Here is a 16,639-nt window from a genome sequence, read left to right as displayed (position 1 = left end):
TGGACTTCGGGTTCACGGGCGGTTTTTTTATGCCAGAGATGATGGCTGACGAGACGGACAAGCAGACCATTGCCGGTCTGATCCTCGCCGGCGGCGAAGGCCGCCGTATGGGCGGTGCGGATAAGGGACTGGTCGAGTGGCAGGGGCGCCCCCTGGTCGCCTGGGTGCTGGATGCCATGACGCCGGTGGTCTCCCCCGTATGGATCAGCGCCAACCGCTCCCACGACCGCTATCGCGGTTACAGTTCCCGTCTGGTCAGCGATGCGGCTGAGTTGCGGTGGCAGGGCCCCATGGCCGGGCTGTTGGCGGGGCTGCAGGCGGCGGCCAGTGAGGGCTTTGACGCGGTGCTGGTCTCCCCGTGCGATACCCCCGGGGTCACGCCCGAACTGTTTCGGGCGCTGTACCGGGCTTACCAGGCCGCGCCCGGTGTGCCGGTTATCGTAAGCTCTGGGGGTCGGCAGCACCCGCTCCACGGTGTTTACCCGGTCTCTTTGGCGACGATGGTGGCGCGGAGGCTGAAGGCGGGCGATCGCCGGGTGATGGCTTTCGCGGGCGCGGCAGGTGCGCGTTCAGTCAGCATCGAGCCGGAGAGCCTGCTGGATAACATCAACCGGCTGGAGGACGGCAAAGCCTACTAGTGCCCCGGGGCCCGTTTTCATGCGGGCGGGTTCTCATTCGAATTCCCGGAGCCGGAAATCACTCTTCCCAGCGCTCACCCGACTGCCGGTCAGAAGCCTTCTGCTCCACCCAGTGCTCACCGCTGTCGGTCAGTTCCTTCTTCCAGAACGGCACGCTGGTCTTGAGAGTATCCATCAGGAACTGGCAGGCGGCGAAGGCATCCGAGCGATGGGCGCTGCTGACGCCCACAAACACGATCTGATCTGTCAGCCTGAGGCTGCCGACGCGGTGGATTATCCGCACCCGGTGGAGATCCCAGCGCTCCCGGGCCTGGTGGATCAGACCGGTGATGACCTGTTCGGTCATGCCCGGGTAGTGTTCCAGGTAAAGACCCGTCACCCCACTGAGGTCGCCGCTGTCACGGACCAGACCGGTGAAGGTGGCAATGGCGCCGGTCCCGGAGCCACTGGTCCTGAGATGGGCGTACTCCTCGGCGGGATCGAAGTCTTCCTCCCCAACCTGAACCAGATCCATGATCAGCCTCCGGTGACCGGTGGAAAGAAGGCGACCTCATCCCCCGGTCCGACCCGAGTGTGAGGCCTGGCCATGGCCTGGTTGACCGCAATCATGACCGGCTGGTCACCGGCCAGCTGCCGCCAGGGGCCTCCCCGCTCAGCCAGAGTATTCAGGAGGTCGCCGGCGGTCCGCTGTTCGGCATCGAGGGCCAGGACCTCGCTGTCGGTACCCAGCTCCTCCCGCAGGCGGGCAAAGTAACGCACGGTGATGGTGTCGGTTGCCATAGTGACTATCCCAGCAGTTCTGTAAAGGCATAGTAGGTGACCGTGTCCCCCGGGGCCACCGTGGTGTGCTCGGGCACCACGGCCAGGCCGTCACCCCAGCAGGCGGAACTGAGCACGCCCGAGCTCTGGTTGGGGTAGGCCGTAACCACCGTACCGCCGCCCTTTATCTCTTTGCGGGCCCGGATGAATTCGCGGCGGACGGACGGCTTGTCCACACTGAATCCGGCGGGAAGGGGTTCGCCCAGAGGGTGGTAGCGGCGGTTCCCCTGGCAGTGACGGATATAGGGCAGCCCCGCGATCAGGAAGGTGACCAGCACTGCCGCCGGGTTGCCGGGCAGGCCCAGTACCGGTGTGCCGTCGATGCTGCCGAACGCCAGCGGTTTACCGGGTTTTATCGCCAGACGCCAGAGTGACAGCTCACCCTGCTCCTCAAGCACCGCCCGCACGTGATCTTCCTCGCCGACGGACACACCGCCACTGGTGATAATCAGATCCGCTTCCGCGGCCGCTGCCAGCAGGCTTTCCCGGGTGGCGTGGCGGGTATCCGCCAGGGTATCGCACCGTGTCATTTCGCACCCCGTGGCCTCGAGGAGGCCGGCCAGGGTGAAGCGATTGGTGTTATAGATCTGTCCCGGCGCCAGAGGCTGGCCAGGCTCCACCAGCTCATCGCCAGTGCTGAAAACCGCGACCCTGAGTCGCCGCAGGACGGGGATCTCGCCAATACCCATCGACCCCAGCAGGCCCATTTCCTGGGGGCGGATCGGAGTGCCACCGGTCAACGCCACGTTGCCGCAGGCCAGGTCCTGGCCCTGGCGGCGGATATTCTGGCCAATCTCCACGTCCGCGGTGATGCTGATTCCCCCGTCGCGGCTTTCGGTACGTTCCTGCATGACCACGGCATCGGCGCCGGCGGGAATCTCGGATCCGGTAAAAATTCTTACCGCTGTGCCGGGTGTCAGTTCGCCCGGGGGCTGCCCCGCAGGGACACGGGCGGATACCGGCAGGACCGGATTGCCGGGGGTGTCAGCCACCCGCACGGCGTAACCGTCCACCGCGCTGTTGTCTGCTGGTGGCACATCGGCCGGTACCTGGATATCCCCGGCCAGGATCCGCCCCAGGCTCCGGTGCAGCGGCAGGGTTTCCGTGCCGGTGACCGGCCGGGCCCGGTCCAGGAGGTGGTCGAGGGCGTCTTCGAGGGAGGCGAGAGTCTGACCAGTCATCAGCCTGCCGCCTTTTCACCGATTTTTTCCGCCAGGCGGTGAATGGCCCGATCCGGTTTGCGCTGCACCAGGGCGGCAAAGTTGCAGGGGCCGTGGCGGCTGTCCAGCTGGGTGCTGAGAATGCCTTCCCAGCCGGTGCGGCAGGCTCCGGTGGAGCCGGGCAGGCAGAATATCACCGTGTGATTCGCCATGCCGGCGAAGGCCCGGGACTGGATGGTGGAGGTGCCGATGTCCAGCTGGGACAGGCGGCGGAACTCCTCGCCAAAGCCGTCAATGGTCTTGTCCAGCAGCGGCGCCACCGCCTCCGGTGTGCTGTCCCGTTCGTGAAAGCCGGTGCCGCCGGTGATGATGATGCCGTGGATGGCGGGGTCGGCAATCCACCCGGACATGAGTGCCCGCACCAGGTAGACATCGTCCGGCAGAATCCGGCGGGCCGCAAGGCGATGGCCCGCGGCCACCAGCTGGTCTTCCAGGTACTGCCCCGAAGTGTCTTCCGCCGGGCCCCGGGTATCGGAGACGGTCAGCAGGGCAAGGTTGAGGGAGACCAGTTCACCGGTGGGTTTGCTGCTCATTGGGGCACTCCGTTGATGGCTGTCTGTTTGATAACAGTATCCGTATAGAGTCGGGTCAATGGAAGGGAGTACCCCAACCGGCATAGGTGGATGTGCCACATTCCGGTGGACGGATGACACAAACTGATGCAAATTTGGTCACGGGTACTTGACAGGGGTGCGGCCGGTAGTCGATTATCCTGTTTGCCTGGCGAGCGGTTGTTCTCCCTGTCTCTGGCTTCAGTATTTTTTCCGGACTCCATCACTACCGGTTGCTCCATCTGGCCAGCACCACGCGCGGCGCATTGTTTCCGATCAAACCGTTCAGGGGCGTCCCTGTCATTCCAACTATCGCTTACTCCATTCCTGATAAACCAATAAACTATGAATCTTACTGAACTCAAGCAGAAGTCTGTGCCCGAATTGCTCGACATCGCGCAGGAAATGGGCCTTGAGAACCTGGCCCGTTCCCGCAAGCAGGATGTCATCTTCACGATCCTGAAGAAGCACGCCAAAAGCGGCGAAGACATCTACGGTGATGGCGTACTGGAAATTCTGCAGGATGGCTTCGGCTTCCTCCGTTCTGCTGACGCCTCCTACCTGGCCGGTCCCGATGACATTTATGTCTCGCCCAGCCAGATTCGTCGCTTCAACCTGCGTACCGGGGATACGGTTTCCGGCAAGATCCGGCCACCCAAGGACGGTGAGCGGTATTTCGCGCTGTTGAAGGTGAACGAGATCAACTTCGACAAGCCGGACAACGCCCGTAACAAGATTCTTTTCGAGAACCTGACGCCGCTGTTTCCGGATGAGCGGCTGGTTCTCGAGGTGGGCAACGGCAGTACCGAGGATCTCTCCTCCAGGGTGCTGGATCTTGTGGCGCCCATCGGCAAAGGCCAGCGGGGCCTGATCGTGTCGCCGCCCAAGGCCGGTAAAACCCTCCTGATGCAGGGCATTGCCCAGTCCATCACCCGCAACAGCCCCGACTGTCATGTCATGGTGTTGCTGATTGACGAGCGTCCGGAAGAAGTGACCGAAATGCAGCGCACCGTTCGCGGCGAGGTCATTGCCTCCACCTTCGACGAGCCTCCGGCCCGTCACGTCCAGGTGGCGGAAATGGTGATCGAGAAGGCCAAGCGTCTGGTCGAGCACAAGAAAGATGTGGTTATCCTGCTGGACTCCATCACCCGCCTGGCCCGTGCCTACAATACCGTCATTCCCTCCTCCGGCAAGGTTCTGACCGGCGGTGTGGACGCCCATGCCCTGGAAAAACCCAAGCGGTTTTTCGGCGCGGCCCGGAACGTGGAAGAGGGCGGGAGCCTGACCATTCTGGCGACAGCGCTGGTGGACACCGGTTCCAAGATGGACGAGGTGATCTACGAGGAATTCAAGGGCACCGGCAACATGGAAGTCCACCTGGACCGGAAGATCGCCGAGAAGCGCATCTATCCCGCCATGAACATCCGTCGCTCCGGTACCCGCCGTGAGGATCTGCTGATGAGTGAGGCCGACATCCAGCGGGTCTGGATCCTGCGCAAGCTGCTCCATTCCATGGACGACGATACCGCGGCCATCGAGTTTCTGCTGGACAAGCTCAAGGAAACCAAGACCAACGACGAGTTCTTCCAGTCGATGAAGCGTCGTTAAAGGATGCCATTCCTCCTGCTCCGGAAAGGATGCGGGAGGGGCTTCCACAAGAGAGCCCGGAAGCCGGGAGCGGAAACGCTTCCGGGCTTTTTCCGGGCTTTTTTAATCTGCCTGTTTTTGCCGCGCGTAATGACTTCCGACCAATTCGGAGCCAGCCATGAAATACAACGACCTGCGTGACTTTCTTGACCAGCTTGAAAAGCAGGGTGAGCTGAAGCGGATCTCCGTCGAGGTGGATCCCCATCTGGAAATGACCGAGATCTGCGACCGCACACTGCGGGCCGGTGGTCCGGCCCTGCTGTTCGAGAACCCCAAGGGTTACAGCATGCCGGTACTGGGAAACCTGTTCGGCACCCCCAGGCGGGTCGCCATGGGGATGGGCCAGGACAGCGTTACGGCCCTGCGGGATATCGGCAAGCTGCTGGCCTACCTGAAGGAGCCGGACCCGCCCAAGGGCTTCCGGGACGCCATCGAGAAACTGCCCCTGTTCCGTCAGGTCATGCGGATGAGCCCGAAGGTGCTGAGGTCGGCTCCCTGCCAGGACGTGGTGATTGGCAAAGATGATGTCGATCTGGGCGTGATCCCGGTCCAGCACTGCTGGCCGGGGGATGCCGGACCCTTGGTGACCTGGCCCCTGGTGATCACCCGAGGCCCCCACAAGGAGCGCCAGAACCTGGGTATTTACCGGCAACAGGTCATCGGCCGCAACCGGCTGATCATGCGCTGGCTCAGTCACCGGGGCGGCGCCCTGGACTTCCAGGAGTGGCAGAAGGCTCATCCCGGCGAGCCGTTCCCCGTCGCCGTCGCCCTGGGGGCCGACCCCGCCACCATTCTGGGCGCTGTGACCCCGGTACCGGATACCCTTTCAGAGTATGCCTTCGCCGGCCTGCTTCGTGGCAGCCGTACTGAACTGGTCAGGGCCGGGCTGAGTGATCTCCAGGTGCCCGCCAGTGCCGAAATCGTGCTGGAAGGCTTTATCTACCCCGGAGATACCGCGCCTGAAGGCCCTTTCGGGGACCACACCGGTTATTACAATGAAGTGGATCACTTCCCCGTGTTCACGGTGGAGCGCATTACCCATCGCCGGGATCCGATCTACCACAGTACCTATACCGGGCGTCCGCCGGATGAGCCGGCGATTCTCGGGGTGGCACTGAACGAGGTGTTCATTCCCATCCTCCAGAAGCAGTTTCCGGAGATCGTTGACTTCTATCTGCCCCCGGAGGGTTGCTCCTACCGGCTCGCGGTGGTCACTATGAAGAAGCAGTACCCGGGTCATGCCAAGCGGGTGATGATGGGGGTCTGGTCCTTCCTGCGGCAGTTCATGTACACCAAGTTCGTGATTGTCACCGATGATGACGTCAACGCCCGTGACTGGAATGATGTGATATGGGCGATGACAACCCGTATGGACCCGGCCCGGGATATCACGCTGGTGGAAAACACCCCCATCGATTACCTGGATTTCGCCTCGCCGGTGTCGGGGCTTGGCTCCAAGATGGGGCTGGACGCCACCAGCAAGTGGCCCGGTGAAACCGACCGGGAATGGGGGGTGCCCATTACCATGAGCGAAGAGATCAAACGACAGGTTGACGAAAAATGGGACAGCCTGGGGATTGAATCTTCATCCCCGCGCCCCGACTGATATGGCCACTGGTCCGTACCGTATTGTACTGCGGCCCTCGGGGCTGTCGTTTCCGGCGGGCCCGGCGGACGATGTGCTCGGTGCCGCCGGGCTTGCCGGCATCGCGGTGCCCGCGGCCTGTCGCAACGGCGTTTGCGAGCTGTGTGAGGCCCGCCTGTTGAAGGGCCGGGCCGTGAATACCCGAAACCAACAGACTATTGTGGTTGGTGAACCCCTGGTGATGTGTCGAAGCCGGGCGGAAACCGATCTGGAACTGGAGATACAAGCCGTTATGGCCGCTGGACAGAACCCGCCGAAGAAATTTCAGGCAAAAGTCGCCGACGTGCGATCCATCAGCCATGACGTCTATCGCGTGGAGCTGCAGCTGAACCGCCGGCGGGAGCTTTCCTTTCACGCCGGCCAGTACCTGTCGGTGAATCTGCCCGAGGCGGACCCCTGCTACTTTTCCATTGCCAGCAGTCCGTCGGATCAGGCCATCGAACTGCACATCCAGGCCACCGAGGAGTGGGTCTCCGCCCAGCGGGTCATCGATGCCCTGATGGCCGGCGGAGAAATCACCCTGGAAATGCCCCATGGCAAGGCGTGTCTGGCGTCGATTCCCGAAAAACCGCTGCTGATGGTTGCCGCAGGTACCGGCTTCGCCCAGATGAAGAGCATGGTGGACTATCTTCGGGGCACCCGCTTCGACCACCCGGTCACCCTGTACTGGGGAGTTCGCCAACCCGAGGATATGTATCTTCGGGATCTCGCCGAAACATGGGACCGTGAGTGGGAACCGTTTACCTTTGTACCGGTGGTGGGCGATGACGACGATAACGACTGGAGCGGACACCACGACCAGCTGGTGAACGCGGTGCTCAACTCCGGCTTTGACTGGAACACCGTCCGGGTCATGGCCAGCGGCTCACCGGTGATGGTTTACACTCTCATGGACGCCCTCGTGGGGGCGGGCCTGCCGGAGTCCGAGTTCTTTTCCGATGTCCTCGAGTATGCGCCACGGTACTGATTTTTAGCCGCGGAACCCGCGGAAAGAAAAGACTTTCAGCCACGGAACGACACGGAAAGATAGAGACTCTTTATCTTTGTTTTTTTCCGTGTTCTTCCGTGGCAAATCTTCTTTTAAAAGCGGTTAAAGACCGCCACCTGCGTCGGCGGGCCGAGCTCCGGGTCTTCCTCACCGATGCCGCTGAACCGGACCTGATAGCCTGACTGCTTCGCCACGGTGGCACACCAGTGGCGGAACTTGTGCCGGGGCCATTCGAATTTATGATCAGGGTCGCGGAACTCTCCCGGGCGGAGATCGAACAGGGGATTGTATTCGGCGTTGGGGGTGGTCATGACCACCCAGCCCGGGCGATATGTGCCGAATACCGCCCGTTGTACCTCCGAGAGGCGGCCAGGGTCAACGTGTTCGATGGTCTCCACCATGGCGGCGGCGTCGAAACCGCTGAGCGGAAGTGACGCGTCCATGTAGCTGCCCTGCAGAAGCGACACACGTGTATCGCCGGAAGCCACCTCAGCCAGCATTTCCCTGGCCTGCCTCAGGGACAGGCCCGATTGTTCGACGCCCACAACCTGCTCATAGCGGGCCTCCCGCATCAGTCGGCGCAGCAACGAACCGCTGCCGCAACCCAGGTCGAGAATGCTCCGGGCACCGGAGGTGCGGATCAGCCCGGCAACCCGGTCCAGCCGCTCCTCGTGAAGGCTACTGGACTGGGTATCCATCAGCCGGTACCTCGCCAGTCAACGGGCTGCGGCGGTCGGCCAGGTGGCTGGCGAGGGCAACGCCGGTTTCGCTCATGGTCAGGAAGGCCTCGTCAGCACCCGCCTCGCGGATCTTTTCCGCCTCGTCGGCATACCCGGTATGGGCAACCACGTAGCCGCTGAAGCCTTTCTTGCGCAACATCCGGGCGGCGATCAGTTTGCCCTCGATGTCGTTCATGGCCAGGATGACGCCCTCCAGCTTGGGCATGTAGAGGCCTTCCCAGAAGGTGGTATCCTCGGCGTCGGCGAATACCACGTTGCGTCCTTCGGCAGCGTGCTTCTCGGCCTTGGCGGGATCCGAGTCGAGGCCCATGAGGTCCGGCTCCTCCTCGGCAAGCCGGTCATAGGCGGCGGTGCCGGTGCGGCCCATCCCCATCACCAGTACCCGTGTACCGCCGAGGGAGACAGGTTGCTCGTCCGGATGCCGGCGCTTGCTTTCCAGAGGCGCCAGCCGGTGTGCCAGCCGTTCATAAAGGGGGTGGGCCAGGCGATTTAATGGTGCCGAGAAGATGAACGACAATGCCACGGCGATGGCAAGAGGCACCAGCCATTGGGGCAGGGCGACGCTTGCCACGATCAGGCCGAATTCGCTGTAGTTGGTGAGGGAGAGACTGGTCAGGAAGCTGCTGCGGGCCCGCAGCCGGAACAGCAACAGGAGGAAGAAAAAGAGGATGCCCTTTAGGGGCAGCACCAGGGCCGCTACCAGGGCGAACAGCAGGCCATTGCCGTCCGGCAGGCCGCCGATGCCGATCTGCAGGAAAAAACCCACCAGGAAGATTTCCTTGACGCTCCAGAGTGACTTGGAAAGCTCCTGGGCCCGGGGGTGGTTGGCCAGCATGGCCCCGAAAATCAGGGCGCCGAGCTCCGAGCTCAGGCCAACCGCCTCAAAGCCGAGACCGCCGATCACCAGGGCCAGCAACAGGCCCAGCAGCACCAGCAGTTCGTCATGGCCGCTGGCATCCAGAAGGCGGTACAGCAGGGGGCGCAGAAGGGGCAGGCCGAAAACCAGAAGGGCCCACTGTGATGGTGTCTTGCCGGCAGCCACGCTCATCACTACCAGTGCGACCAGGTCCTGCATGATCAGGATGCCGATGGCGACCCGGCCATGGAACGCTCTCAGTTCCCGCTTGGTCTCCAGCACCTTGGCGGCAAGTACGGTGCTCGAGAAGGACAGCGCAATGGCCAGTAACAGCGAGGTCTTCCAGTCCAGTCCCGCGAGGAAGTGAATCCCGGGGGTGAAGACCAGGCAGGTGATGCCGAAATGGATAAGGCTGCCCCCGATGACTTCCGGACTGACCACGGACTTGAGTTTCAGCTTCAGGCCCACGGTGAACAGCAGCAGCAGCACCCCCAGGTGGGCAATATGAGCGAGGGCATCGGTGCCTTCCACTACCAGGGGAGTGAAGCCGGCCAGGCCGCTGAGCAGGAAGCCCGCTGCCAGATATCCGATCAGAGGTGGCAGGCCGAATGCCTTGACCAGCAATCCAAGAAAAAAAGCAAAGGTAATCCAGATGGCTTCTGACATGAGTAGGGCGCTTCTGAGGCGGAACAATCGGCTTCGGTAGACTACTTGGTTTTGCGTCTGGATTGAATACTAAAAAGCCCGGCACATGGGCCGGGCCTGGGTGTGGTCCCCCGAACTGTCAGTCGGACTCGCGGGCGATGGCCCGGTAGGCAATGTCCCTGCGATAGAACATGCCATTCCAGCTGATGGTTCGTGCCAGTGCGTAGGCCCGCTGCTGGGCTTCCGTGACTGTTTCGCCAAGGGCGGTGGCGCACAGGACCCGGCCACCATTGGTGACCACCTGTTCACCCTTCATGCGGGTGCCGGCGTGGAAAACCTTCTCGCCGTCGGTTTCGCTTTCCGGCAGACCTGTTATGACGTCTCCCTTGTCGTAGCTGCCGGGGTATCCTCCGGCTGCCAGGACAACACCGACCGAGGCACGGTCGTCCCACTCGGACTGGCACTGGTCCAGTTTGCCGTCCACCGCGGCGTTGCACAAAGCAACCAGGTCCGACTTCATCCTCAGCATGATGGGCTGGGTTTCCGGGTCGCCGAATCGGCAGTTGAACTCGATGACCTTGGGAGTGCCCCCGGTGTCGATCATCAGGCCGGCGTACAGAAACCCCTTGTAGGGATGGCCCTCGGAAGCCATACCCCGCACCGTCGGATAGATAACCTCTTCCATGATGCGGCGGTGGATTCCGGCGGTGACGACCGGGGCCGGGGAGTAGGCACCCATGCCGCCGGTGTTGGGTCCGGTGTCGCCATCGCCGACCCGCTTGTGGTCCTGGGAGGTGGCCATGGGGAGCACATGCTCGCCATCCACCATGACGATGAAACTGGCTTCCTCGCCGTCCAGAAACTCCTCGATCACCACCCGGCTGCCGGCCTCGCCAAAGGCATTTCCCGCGAGCATGTCGCGGATCGCTGCCTCGGCTTCCGCCAGTGTCATGGCTACGATCACGCCCTTACCAGCCGCCAGGCCGTCCGCCTTGACCACAATGGGGGCACCTTTTTCCCGGACGTAGGCCAGGGCCTGGTCGACATCGGTGAAATTGGCATAGTCGGCGGTTGGAATGGCGTGCCGGGCCAGGAAGTCCTTGGTAAAGGCTTTGGAGCCTTCCAGCTGGGCTGCGCCCTGGCTGGGTCCGAACACCCGCAGGCCCCGGGCCTCGAACCGGTCCACGATGCCGCCGACGAGGGGGGCTTCAGGGCCGACAATGGTCAGGCCGACGTCATGGGTCGCGGCAAAATCCGCGAGGGCCTCCAGGTCCATTACATCAATGGAGACATTCTCCAGCCGGGGCTCCAGGGCAGTGCCGGCGTTGCCGGGGGCCACAAAAATCCGGTCCGCGTCGGGGGACTGTGCGGCCTTCCAGGCCAGGGCGTGTTCGCGACCGCCATTACCAATAACCAGGATATTCATCTTGTTCTACCTCGACGATTGTGGGGCGATCAGTGGCGGAAATGCCGCATTCCGGTAAACACCATGGCGATGCCATGCTCGTTGGCGGCGTCGATCACTTCCTGGTCCCGCATAGAGCCACCAGGCTGGATCACCGCGGTAATGCCGGCCTGCGCCGCGGCGTCGATGCCATCCCGGAACGGGAAGAATGCGTCGGAGGCCATTACCGACCCTTTAACTTCCAGGTTCTCGTCCGCGGCCTTGATGCCGGCGATCTTCGCGCTGTAGACCCGGCTCATCTGGCCCGCTCCCACGCCTATGGTGCGGCCGGCACGGGCATACACGATGGCATTGGACTTGACGTACTTGGCCACTTCCCAGGCGAACAGCAGGTCGTTGAGCTCGTCCTCGCTGGGGTGGCGCTCGGTGACCACCTTGACGTCCTCCATGGCCACCATGCCCAGGTCACGGTCCTGGACCAGCAGACCGCCGGTGACCCGCTTGTAGTCCATGGCCGGCGCGCGATCGCCGTCGAACGCGCCGCAGGCCAGCAGGCGGACATTCTTCTTGGCGGCGACCAGTTCCACCGCTTCGGGAGAAACGGTGGGGGCGATGATCACTTCCACGAACTGCCGGTCGATGATCGCCCGGGCGGTGTCTTCATCGAGCTCCCGGTTAAAGGCAATGATGCCTCCGAAGGCGGAGGTGGGGTCGGTGGCAAAAGCCAGGTCATAGGCCTGGCGGATATCGGCGCCAATGGCCACGCCGCAGGGATTGGCGTGCTTGACGATGACGCAGGCCGGGTCAGCGAAAGGCTTGACGCACTCCAGCGCGGCGTCGGTATCGGCCACGTTGTTGTAGGACAGCGCCTTGCCCTGGAGCTGCTTGGCAGTGGCCACACAGGCTTCCCTGGGATAACGCTCGGCATAGAAGGCGGCCCGCTGATGGGGGTTCTCGCCGTAGCGCATGTCCTGCACCTTGATGAACTGGGTGTTGAAGGTGCGGGGGAAGTCGGGGTTGTCGTTGTCCGGTGTGCGACCGCCGAGGTAGTTGGCGATGGCGCCATCGTAACCTGCCGTGTGCTCGAACGCCTTTACCGCGAGATCAAAGCGGCTGCGGTGGGTGAGCTGGCCGTCGTTTTCGTCCAGCTCCCTGATGATCCGCCCGTAATCGGACGCGTTGACCACAATGGCGACGTCATTATGGTTCTTGGCAGCCGCCCGTACCATGGTGGGACCGCCAATATCGATGTTCTCGATGGCGGTGGCCAGGTCGCAATCCGGTCTGGCCACGGTCTCCTCGAACGGGTAGAGGTTGACCACGACCATGTCGATGGGACGGATATCGTGCTGGTTCATTACCGTGTCGTCGGTGCCCCGGCGTCCAAGGATGCCGCCGTGGATCTTCGGGTGCAGGGTTTTGACCCGGCCATCCATCATTTCCGGGAAGCCGGTGTAGTCGCTGACCTCAGTGACGGGAACCTGGTTTTCCTTCAGCAGACGGTAGGTGCCGCCGGTGGAGAGAAGCTCGATGCCCCGCTCGGTGAGCTGGCGGCCAAAGTCGACGATGCCGGTCTTGTCGGAAACGCTGATCAGGGCACGGCGGACAGGCGTATTGGACGGGTTGGTCATGATTTTTCTGCCTTCTTGAAACAGGAAAGGCCTCGCGAAGGGTGTCCGGGAGGCCTTGGTCAATCCAGGGTATTATAGCAGACCGTACTGCTTGAGCTTCTTGCGGAGCGTTCCGCGGTTCAGCCCCAGCATGGTGGATGCCTTTGTCTGGTTGTTGCGGGTGTACTTCATGACCTGCTCAAGCAGGGGCGCTTCCACTTCAGAGAGTACCAGCTGGTACACGTCTGTGACGGGGGCGCCGTCGAGTTGAGCAAAGTAGTTCTTCAGGGCCACTTCGACACTGTCCCGCAGGGTGACGGAATTGCCCGTGCTGCTGACTGTCTGAAGGGTGGGCTGGTCGTCGTTGGCGGAACGCCCCAGATTCTCGTTTGCCAGGGTTTCGGCGGTCATGCTGCGAATACCTCTCCGTTTCGTAAGGCTGCAAAATACTGTTGGATACTCTCGGACTGCGCCTGGGCGCAATCCAGCGCATTGAAGCGCTTTCTGAACTGTTTGCCGGCATCGTGGGACTGGAGGTACCAGCCCACATGCTTGCGGGCGATGCGAACGCCCATCGGGTCACCGTAGAACCGGTGAAGTTCTCCCAGGTGGTCCAGCAGAATCGTTTCCACCTCGTCCAGAGGGGGAGCGCTGACAATCTCACCGGTTTCCAGGAAGTGATGCACCTCCCGGAAGATCCAGGGCCGGCCCTGGGCACCCCGCCCTATGAGCAGGCCATCCGCGCCCGTGTGCCTGAGCACATCCCGCGCCTTATGGGGCGAGGTGATATCACCATTGGCAAATACCGGAATGGATACCGCTGCCTTTACCTCGGCAATGGTGTCGTATTCCGCGTCGCCACGGTAGGCATCGGCCCGGGTCCGGCCGTGAACCGCCAGCGCCTGGATCCCGGCGTCCTCGGCCATGCGGGCTACCGCCAGGGCGTTGCGGTTGTCACGATCCCAGCCGGTGCGCATCTTCAGGGTGACCGGAACATTCACTGCCCGGACCACGGCGTGAAGAATGTCTTTCACCAGCTGCTCGTCTTTCATCAGGGCTGAGCCCGCCGCCTTGTTGCACACCTTCTTGGCGGGGCAGCCCATATTGATGTCGATAATCTGGGCGCCATGCTCCGCGTTCATTCGCGCGGCATTGGCAAGCATCTCCGGGTCACCGCCGGCAATCTGCACCGATCGGGGTTCCGGCTCACCGCTGTGGTCCAGCCGGAGGCGGGACTTGCGTGTATGCCACAGCGACGGGTCTGCAATCACCATCTCGGACACCGCCAGGCCAGCACCCATGCGCCGGCACAACTGCCTGAAGGGCCGGTCCGTCACACCCGCCATGGGTGCAAGCACCAGTGAGTTCGGCAGTGTGTAGGGCCCGATCTTGACCGTGGGCAGCATACGTCTGTGTCCGTTGTCGGTGGTCTGAGCGTCTCCTGAACCAGCCAAACACGCTGGACGGCTCCGGCTCGGGCCGCCAGTCAGGAATGGGTGATTTCTTCAGGGGGCGACAATGATACCGCCGGGGGGCAGGCTATTGAAGGCCAGTAGGGTGTAAAAAACTGATTATTTTTCGTCCTGCCTGGTTGACTTTTATGCGGCCGAATGTCCACCCATGGCGGATTTCCCGGACAGGTCCTGTATTCACTGACGGCGGTTAACGAAACGGAGATTGTAGTTGACCGCGTCACGACCCGGGTCCCGGATGGCGATGGATATTCGCACTGGCGTCTCCGTTGGCATCGCGTCCAGATCTGCAGCTTCGCCAGCCAGGTAGTCTTCCGGTGGGAAAACACTCTGGGCCACCACGTCGCCATTGAGGTTGGAAAACGTGAGCGCGATGGACGGGAACGGCTGTTCAAATTCGGCCTGATTGATGATCACGGCGTCCACCAGCAACGCATCCCGATTCTCCGGGTCGGTCCGCACCACCAGTTTCCGGCTCTGAATCCGGTCCAGGGCCACCAGTGGTTCAAGCTCGCAGCCGGCATACTCACAGGCCTTTTCATACCAGGGCCGAAGCTCTGGAATCGCAGCCAGTCTGTCAAACTGGAACCAGGCGACCTGTGAGACGAGGGCCGCCAGCAGGGCCAGAACGACCAGGCTCCACAGCCAGCCACGGGCGCTCCCGCCTTTTTTGGCCCCCACGGACACCGGTTCCCGTGAAAGCTGTTCATAGGGGGAAATGTCGTCCAGGGAGGGGAAAGTCCGCTGCCCGGAAGTGTCCCGTGGCGGCTCCGCGGCGCCGGTCCGGTCCCGTGGCAGGGGCTCGGAGGGCCATTCGCCCAGTTCAAGGGGCGGATCCGGCGGAAACTCCGGTTCTGATGCCTGGCTGCGTGGCTCCTGCCGTCGGGCATCTTCCGGTTTCGCTCTGGACCGGGGCCTTTCCGGTTCCCGCCCAGGGGAAGGGCGCGCTGGCGCGGGGCTGGCCGGCTGTGGCGGAGGGGTATCGGCTTTTCTGGTGGACTCTTCCTCCAGCATGGCTTCAGCCCAGCTCTCGTCGACGTCACCCAGCCCTTCCTCTTCGACCGTATCCTGGCCCGAGGGCCACTCCTGCGACTCCCTGAAGCTGTCGCTGAGTTCGTCGTCCGAGAAATTAAGATCCTGGCCGGCGTAGCGGCCTTCGGCGGCATCCTCCTCGGGGTTGTCCTGGAAGATCAGTTCATCTTCCGCTTCGGTGGCGCTGAAGCTCTCGTAGGAATCGCTCTCAACAGGCTCAGGGGGCTTTTCTGCCGTCTTTGCCGCGGGCGAGGGGTGGGCTTCATCGCTGGCGTCAGCATTGGCCCGGGCGTCGAATACCTCCATGCAGTGTCCGCAGCGCACCTTGCCCTTGGCGACGCTCAGCTGCTCTTCCGTGACCCGGAAACGGGTGTCACAGTGTGGGCAGCGGGTCAACAGACTGGGGGTATCGGCCATCCTTCGTTCCTGTAAGGTCTCAGACTCTCGGCAGTTTAGCGACAGTGCAATGCTTCGTCACCCGTCAATGCGGCGTCCTGTGAGGCGTATCCATTCTTCGCGCTGGACCGGCTCGTCCATGATGAACCAGGGCTCGTAGGCGGCCATTACACTCCGGGCCTGCTGCGCGAGTATGCCCGAAAGGACGAGGTTGCCCCCGGGCCGAACCTTGCGTGCCAGGGTCGGGGCGAGCTCGATCAGGGGCCCGGCGAGAATATTGGCCAGCAGCGTGTCCGCCCGGGTGTCGGGCTCCCGGGCTGGCAGGTAGAGGTCCAGCCTGCTGTCGTCCACCTGGTTGCGGCGGGCGTTTTCGCGACTGGCCTCAAGGGCCTGGGGGTCGGTGTCCACGCCAATGGCATGATCGGCTCCCAACAACAGGCCCGCCAGGGCGAGGATGCCGGAGCCGCAACCGTAGTCGATGATCTGCTGACCCTGCAAATGCTGACCGTCCAGCCATTCCAGGCAAAGGGCGGTGGTGGGGTGGGTGCCCGTGCCGAAAGCGAGACCCGGGTCCAGCATCAGGTTGGCCGCCGCTGGGTCGGGCGCGCTGTGCCAGCTTGGCACGATCCAGAGCCTCTCTCCAAACCTGAGGGGCTTGAAGTCGTCCATCCAGGCCCGCTCCCAGTCCTTGTCTTCCACCAGGGTGACGTCGATTTCGGGCAGGTCCTGCTGGGTCTGCCGGTGCCAGGCATCGCGTATTTCAGCACAGAGCTGATCAATGTCCCGACTGGCATCGAACAGGGCAATCACCCGGGTGTCGCTCCACAGGGGGGTGGTGCCCGGGTCCGGTTCGAAGATGGGCTGGTCGGCGGCATCTTCCATGGAGACGGCGTCGGCGCCCATCTCCATGAAAAGATCCTCCAGCTGATCGGCGTTTTCCGGATCAGCCGGAACCTGCAGTTGGATCCAGGGCAT

16 protein-coding genes are annotated in these 16,639 nt (G+C 62.8%); 4 read left to right on the top strand and 12 right to left on the bottom strand.

The window, feature by feature from the left end; genetic code table 11:
* The first annotated feature begins 29 nt into the window (after positions 1 to 29).
* Entirely contained in the window at positions 30 to 638 is a 609-nt protein-coding gene (gene mobA, locus BM346_RS08650; protein WP_227662847.1) for a molybdenum cofactor guanylyltransferase MobA, read from the top strand.
* 58 nt (positions 639 to 696) lie between these two features.
* On the opposite strand, the gene moaE is transcribed toward mobA, so the two are convergent.
* The 4 genes from moaE to moaB are packed head-to-tail and all read right to left on the bottom strand — an operon-like array spanning position 697 to position 3,210.
* Positions 697 to 1,152, bottom strand: a complete 456-nt coding sequence (gene moaE, locus BM346_RS08645) for a molybdopterin synthase catalytic subunit MoaE (RefSeq protein ID WP_227662848.1) — start codon at positions 1,150 to 1,152, stop codon at positions 697 to 699.
* Positions 1,153 to 1,154: 2 nt separating this feature from the next.
* Positions 1,155 to 1,418 carry a molybdopterin converting factor subunit 1 gene (moaD, locus tag BM346_RS08640; RefSeq protein WP_092010925.1) on the bottom strand — a complete coding sequence of 88 codons (264 nt, stop codon included), beginning with the start codon at positions 1,416 to 1,418 and terminating at the stop codon, positions 1,155 to 1,157.
* A gap of 5 nt (positions 1,419 to 1,423) precedes the next feature.
* Positions 1,424 to 2,638 carry a molybdopterin molybdotransferase MoeA gene (locus BM346_RS08635; RefSeq protein WP_092010922.1) on the bottom strand — a complete coding sequence of 405 codons (1,215 nt, stop codon included), beginning with the start codon at positions 2,636 to 2,638 and terminating at the stop codon, positions 1,424 to 1,426.
* The gene (moaB, locus tag BM346_RS08630; RefSeq protein ID WP_092010919.1) at positions 2,638 to 3,210 is read right to left on the bottom strand and encodes a molybdenum cofactor biosynthesis protein B; all 573 of its coding nucleotides are present in this window, start codon (positions 3,208 to 3,210) and stop codon (positions 2,638 to 2,640) included. Before moaB ends, BM346_RS08635 begins: the two co-directional genes overlap by 1 nt.
* Before the next feature lie 363 nt (positions 3,211 to 3,573).
* Between moaB and rho the strand changes: the two genes are divergently transcribed.
* The 3 genes from rho (at position 3,574) to BM346_RS08615 (ending at position 7,487) form a co-directional block, all read left to right on the top strand.
* Positions 3,574 to 4,836 (top strand): transcription termination factor Rho, encoded by a 1,263-nt coding sequence (rho, locus tag BM346_RS08625; protein ID WP_092010916.1) that lies wholly within the window; start codon positions 3,574 to 3,576, stop codon positions 4,834 to 4,836.
* Positions 4,837 to 4,993: 157 nt separating this feature from the next.
* Complete coding sequence (gene ubiD, locus BM346_RS08620) at positions 4,994 to 6,481, top strand: 4-hydroxy-3-polyprenylbenzoate decarboxylase (protein WP_092010913.1); 1,488 nt, start codon at positions 4,994 to 4,996, stop codon at positions 6,479 to 6,481.
* Between the two features lies 1 nt (position 6,482).
* On the top strand, positions 6,483 to 7,487 hold the full coding sequence (locus BM346_RS08615; protein ID WP_092010910.1) for a 2Fe-2S iron-sulfur cluster-binding protein: 1,005 nt from the start codon (positions 6,483 to 6,485) through the stop codon (positions 7,485 to 7,487).
* 113 nt (positions 7,488 to 7,600) lie between these two features.
* On the opposite strand, the gene BM346_RS08610 is transcribed toward BM346_RS08615, so the two are convergent.
* The 8 genes from BM346_RS08610 to prmA form a co-directional block, all read right to left on the bottom strand.
* Positions 7,601 to 8,206, bottom strand: coding sequence for a methyltransferase domain-containing protein (locus tag BM346_RS08610; RefSeq protein WP_092010907.1), 606 nt, complete (start codon positions 8,204 to 8,206; stop codon positions 7,601 to 7,603).
* Entirely contained in the window at positions 8,187 to 9,770 is a 1,584-nt protein-coding gene (locus BM346_RS08605; protein WP_092010903.1) for a cation:proton antiporter family protein, read from the bottom strand. The genes BM346_RS08610 and BM346_RS08605 overlap by 20 nt, the downstream gene beginning before the upstream one ends.
* 118 nt (positions 9,771 to 9,888) lie before the next feature.
* Positions 9,889 to 11,175, bottom strand: coding sequence for a phosphoribosylamine--glycine ligase (gene purD / locus BM346_RS08600; protein WP_092010900.1), 1,287 nt, complete (start codon positions 11,173 to 11,175; stop codon positions 9,889 to 9,891).
* A gap of 29 nt (positions 11,176 to 11,204) precedes the next feature.
* Complete coding sequence (purH, locus tag BM346_RS08595; protein ID WP_092010896.1) at positions 11,205 to 12,785, bottom strand: bifunctional phosphoribosylaminoimidazolecarboxamide formyltransferase/IMP cyclohydrolase; 1,581 nt, start codon at positions 12,783 to 12,785, stop codon at positions 11,205 to 11,207.
* Positions 12,786 to 12,857: 72 nt separating this feature from the next.
* The gene (fis, locus tag BM346_RS08590) at positions 12,858 to 13,175 is read right to left on the bottom strand and encodes a DNA-binding transcriptional regulator Fis (RefSeq protein ID WP_092010893.1); all 318 of its coding nucleotides are present in this window, start codon (positions 13,173 to 13,175) and stop codon (positions 12,858 to 12,860) included.
* Positions 13,172 to 14,167 carry a tRNA dihydrouridine synthase DusB gene (dusB, locus tag BM346_RS08585; protein WP_227662920.1) on the bottom strand — a complete coding sequence of 332 codons (996 nt, stop codon included), beginning with the start codon at positions 14,165 to 14,167 and terminating at the stop codon, positions 13,172 to 13,174. The genes fis and dusB overlap by 4 nt, the downstream gene beginning before the upstream one ends.
* 246 nt (positions 14,168 to 14,413) lie before the next feature.
* On the bottom strand, positions 14,414 to 15,685 hold the full coding sequence (locus tag BM346_RS08580; protein ID WP_092010887.1) for a DUF3426 domain-containing protein: 1,272 nt from the start codon (positions 15,683 to 15,685) through the stop codon (positions 14,414 to 14,416).
* Between the two features lie 57 nt (positions 15,686 to 15,742).
* The gene (gene prmA / locus BM346_RS08575; protein WP_092010884.1) at positions 15,743 to 16,639 is read right to left on the bottom strand and encodes a 50S ribosomal protein L11 methyltransferase; all 897 of its coding nucleotides are present in this window, start codon (positions 16,637 to 16,639) and stop codon (positions 15,743 to 15,745) included.

The sequence above is a fragment of the Marinobacter daqiaonensis genome (assembly GCF_900115285.1).
Lineage (GTDB): Bacteria > Pseudomonadota > Gammaproteobacteria > Pseudomonadales > Oleiphilaceae > Marinobacter > Marinobacter daqiaonensis.
This window is presented reverse-complemented; position numbering and strand designations above follow the sequence as displayed.

What these genes read in the sequence shown, in the direction of transcription:
- mobA (WP_227662847.1), top strand. Translation starts at nt 30, where the DNA reads ATGCCAGAGATGATGGCTGACGAGACGGACAAGCAGACCATTGCCGGT.
- moaE (WP_227662848.1), bottom strand. Translation starts at nt 1,152, where the DNA reads ATGGATCTGGTTCAGGTTGGGGAGGAAGACTTCGATCCCGCCGAGGAG.
- moaD (WP_092010925.1), bottom strand. Translation starts at nt 1,418, where the DNA reads ATGGCAACCGACACCATCACCGTGCGTTACTTTGCCCGCCTGCGGGAG.
- BM346_RS08635 (WP_092010922.1), bottom strand. Translation starts at nt 2,638, where the DNA reads ATGACTGGTCAGACTCTCGCCTCCCTCGAAGACGCCCTCGACCACCTC.
- moaB (WP_092010919.1), bottom strand. Translation starts at nt 3,210, where the DNA reads ATGAGCAGCAAACCCACCGGTGAACTGGTCTCCCTCAACCTTGCCCTG.
- rho (WP_092010916.1), top strand. Translation starts at nt 3,574, where the DNA reads ATGAATCTTACTGAACTCAAGCAGAAGTCTGTGCCCGAATTGCTCGAC.
- ubiD (WP_092010913.1), top strand. Translation starts at nt 4,994, where the DNA reads ATGAAATACAACGACCTGCGTGACTTTCTTGACCAGCTTGAAAAGCAG.
- BM346_RS08615 (WP_092010910.1), top strand. Translation starts at nt 6,483, where the DNA reads ATGGCCACTGGTCCGTACCGTATTGTACTGCGGCCCTCGGGGCTGTCG.
- BM346_RS08610 (WP_092010907.1), bottom strand. Translation starts at nt 8,206, where the DNA reads ATGGATACCCAGTCCAGTAGCCTTCACGAGGAGCGGCTGGACCGGGTT.
- BM346_RS08605 (WP_092010903.1), bottom strand. Translation starts at nt 9,770, where the DNA reads ATGTCAGAAGCCATCTGGATTACCTTTGCTTTTTTTCTTGGATTGCTG.
- purD (WP_092010900.1), bottom strand. Translation starts at nt 11,175, where the DNA reads ATGAATATCCTGGTTATTGGTAATGGCGGTCGCGAACACGCCCTGGCC.
- purH (WP_092010896.1), bottom strand. Translation starts at nt 12,785, where the DNA reads ATGACCAACCCGTCCAATACGCCTGTCCGCCGTGCCCTGATCAGCGTT.
- fis (WP_092010893.1), bottom strand. Translation starts at nt 13,175, where the DNA reads ATGACCGCCGAAACCCTGGCAAACGAGAATCTGGGGCGTTCCGCCAAC.
- BM346_RS08580 (WP_092010887.1), bottom strand. Translation starts at nt 15,685, where the DNA reads ATGGCCGATACCCCCAGTCTGTTGACCCGCTGCCCACACTGTGACACC.
- prmA (WP_092010884.1), bottom strand. Translation starts at nt 16,639, where the DNA reads ATGCCCTGGATCCAACTGCAGGTTCCGGCTGATCCGGAAAACGCCGAT.